The sequence below is a fragment of the Streptomyces sp. NPDC050164 genome, from assembly GCF_044459945.1.
GTDB lineage: Bacteria > Actinomycetota > Actinomycetes > Streptomycetales > Streptomycetaceae > Streptomyces > Streptomyces coeruleorubidus_A.
The window spans coordinates 1-2,355 of the sequence record NZ_JBITJK010000093.1; the positions used below are offsets into that span (position 1 = coordinate 1).

Here is a 2,355-nt window from a genome sequence, read left to right on the forward strand (position 1 = left end):
TGGAGGCCGATGCCGCGAAACGTGCCCGCATCGATGTCGATCGTGAAGAGGCCGCTACGGCCGCGCAATCTGGCGTTGATGATTTTCATGAGGATTCCTGTGGTTCGGGAGGCGGGCGGGTGTGCAGCGGAATCATTCACCCTGGACGGACGGCTCGCGCGTGAACGCACGGGCAATCTGCAGCAGCACGATGTAGGCGCCGGCGGACGCCCCGATGCCGACGATCGGCGCGATCCACGGCGAGGTATAGGCGAGTGCGGTGTTGATGTCCGCACAGAACTGACCCACTAGAGCTGAAAATTTTCATCGAATTTTGACCCACGTGATTGAATGCTCTGCTCAATCTTTGAGCAGGGGATACAAAGGTGATCACGGTGGGTATATTGGCCAAGATCAGGCGGATGTATTTCCGCGAGAAGGTCCCGTTGCGCGAGATTGCGCGGCGTACGGGCCTGTCCCGAAACACGGTGCGCCGCTGGCTGCGGCAGACTGATGCCGTCGAGCCGAAGTATCCGAAGCGCGTCAGCCCGAGCGTCATCGACGACTGGGCCGCACAGCTGACAGGTTGGCTGCGTGCCGACAGTCATCGCCCGAAGCGTGACCGGCGCACCGCCCGGTTCATGTTCGAGGCGATCCGCGCCGAGGGTTACGCCGGCAGCTACGGCCGGGTGAGCGCGTTCGTGAGGCGTTGGCACGAGGAGCAGGCTGAGGCGCCTCGCAGGCAGGCCTTCGTGCCGCTCGCCTTCGAACCCGGCGAAGCCTTCCAGTTTGACTGGAGCTGCGAATACGCTTTTATTGGCGGGCTGCGGCGACGCCTGGAGGTCGCCCACGTCAAACTTAACTCCAGCCGCGCGTTCTGGCTCGTCGCCTATCCCACACAGAGTCACGAGATGCTGTTCGATGCGCACGCCCGCGCGTTCGCCGCGTTCGGCGGCGTGCCGCGGCGCGGCATCTACGACAACATGAAGACCGCCGTGGACAAGGTTGGCCGCGGCAAGGAGCGTGCGGTCAACGCGCGCTTCGAAGCGATGTGCAGTCACTACCTGTTCGAGCCGGAGTTCTGCAACCGGGCTGCAGGCTGGGAGAAAGGCATCGTCGAGAAGAACGTTCAGGACCGGCGACGTCAGATCTGGCACGAAGCAGCGCTACGGCGCTGGGAAACGCTGGAGATCCTGAACGAATGGGTCGCTGGTCAGTGTCGTGAGGCGTGGCACATGCGGCACCCGCAGTGGCCTGAGCTGACGGTCGAGGATGTGCTGCAGGACGAGCGTACCCGGCTGATGCCCAATCCACGGCCGTTTGACGGCTACATCGAGCAGACCCTGCGAGTCTCGTCGACCAGCCTGATTCACTTCCAGCGCAACCGCTACAGCGTGCCCACCGAGTACACGAACCAGCTGGTGAGCGTGCGCTGCTATCCGGCATATCTCAGCGTCGTCGCCAACGCCCAGGAGATCGCACGCCACGAACGCAGCTTCGAGCGGCACATGACCTTCTACGATTGGCGCCACTACGTCACGCTGGTCGAGCGCAAACCCGGCGCACTGCGCAACGGCGCACCGTTCATCACGATGCCGCAGCCGCTGCAACTGCTGCAGCGGCATCTGCTGAAACACCCGGGCGGCGATCGCGTCATGACGCAGGTGCTCGCTGCGGTGCGCGAACACGGGCTCGATGCGGTGCTGCTCGCCGTACAGGCTGCGCTGGATTCAGGACGCCCCAGCGCAGAGCACGTCCTGAACGTGCTGAGCCGGCTGAAGGCGCCCGTCACGAATGGCAGCCTCGCCACGACGAAACTCCAGCTCAAGGAAGAGCCCGCGGCCGACGTGAGCCGTTACGAGACGCTGCGCGCCAACCCACCGGAGGATCGTCATGTCTAACGATATCGCGGCCCAGCTCAAGGGTCTTAAACTGCACGGCATGGCGAGCACGTGGCCGGAGCTGCTCGCGCAGTCGCGCCACACGGACTTCGAGCCGGAGCGCTTCATGAAGCAGCTGTTGATGGCTGAAACCGCCGAACGGCAGGTGCGCTCGATCGCCTATCAAATGACCGCTGCGCTTCCCGGCCCACCGCGACCTGAAGGGCTTCGACTTCGCGCAGGCACACGTCGACGAAGCGCTGGTGCGCGAACTGAGCGAGCTGTCGTTCCTCGAAAGCGCGCACAACGTCGTGTTCATCGGTGGTCCGGGCACTGGCAAGACGCACCTCGCCTCAGCGATCGGAATCGAAGCCGTACAGCGCCACGGCAAGCGTGTGCGCTACTTCTCGACCGTCGAGCTGACCAACGCCCTGGAGCAGGAGAAGTCCATCGGCAAACAAGGCCAGGTCGCCCACAAGCTGATGTACGTCGATCT

The 2,355-nt window shown here is 63.9% G+C and carries 2 protein-coding genes and 1 pseudogene; 2 read left to right on the forward strand and 1 reads right to left on the reverse strand.

The features are described from left to right. Nucleotides 1-132: 132 nt before the first annotated feature. Nucleotides 133-288 (reverse strand): hypothetical protein, encoded by a 156-nt coding sequence (locus ACIBNA_RS44975; RefSeq protein ID WP_399171283.1) that lies wholly within the window; start codon nt 286-288, stop codon nt 133-135. An 86-nt stretch (nt 289-374) separates the two neighbouring features. Between ACIBNA_RS44975 and istA the strand changes: the two genes are divergently transcribed. Together istA and ACIBNA_RS44985 are read left to right on the forward strand one after the other, a co-directional pair. Further along, nucleotides 375-1,880: an IS21 family transposase gene (gene istA, locus ACIBNA_RS44980; protein WP_122946716.1), complete on the forward strand. Its 1,506-nt coding sequence runs from the start codon at nt 375-377 to the stop codon at nt 1,878-1,880. Further along, nucleotides 1,873-2,355, forward strand: a pseudogene (locus ACIBNA_RS44985) (ATP-binding protein); the annotation flags it as partial. The gene istA and the pseudogene ACIBNA_RS44985, both read left to right, overlap by 8 nt.